This window comes from Microvirga antarctica (assembly GCF_017921815.1).
In the GTDB taxonomy this organism is placed as follows: Bacteria; Pseudomonadota; Alphaproteobacteria; order Rhizobiales; family Beijerinckiaceae; genus Microvirga; species Microvirga antarctica.
In genome coordinates this window covers 1-280 of sequence record NZ_JAGEMM010000205.1, presented here as the reverse complement: position 1 = coordinate 280, position 280 = coordinate 1, and the positions used below count along the sequence as shown (strand labels likewise).

At 45.0% G+C, this 280-nt stretch carries 1 pseudogene; it reads right to left on the bottom strand.

The window, feature by feature from the left end:
• Window positions 1-84: 84 nt before the first annotated feature.
• A pseudogene (locus J4G32_RS21505) lies at window positions 85-280 on the bottom strand (hypothetical protein); the annotation flags it as partial.

Below are 280 nucleotides of genomic sequence, written 5' to 3'. Positions count from 1 at the left end.
CATAACAATTGCCTACCGGAGAAGAAGAAAGGCAAAACGGATTGGGAAACTTAACGCCGCAAAAGGTAACAGACAAATCTTTTGTTAACATGAGCAGGCCTCCTCTAAATAATGATGAATAGCCTGAGCGGCTTCTTTTCCGGTTTTTACCGCATAAACGACGGTCTTATCGCCTTTAACAATATCGCCAGCGGCAAAGATCGCCGGGTCGTCGGTTTGATAATTGTGCGTGTCGATAATATTATGCTGCGCTTTTATCTCCGCAAAGGCATCCAGTCGT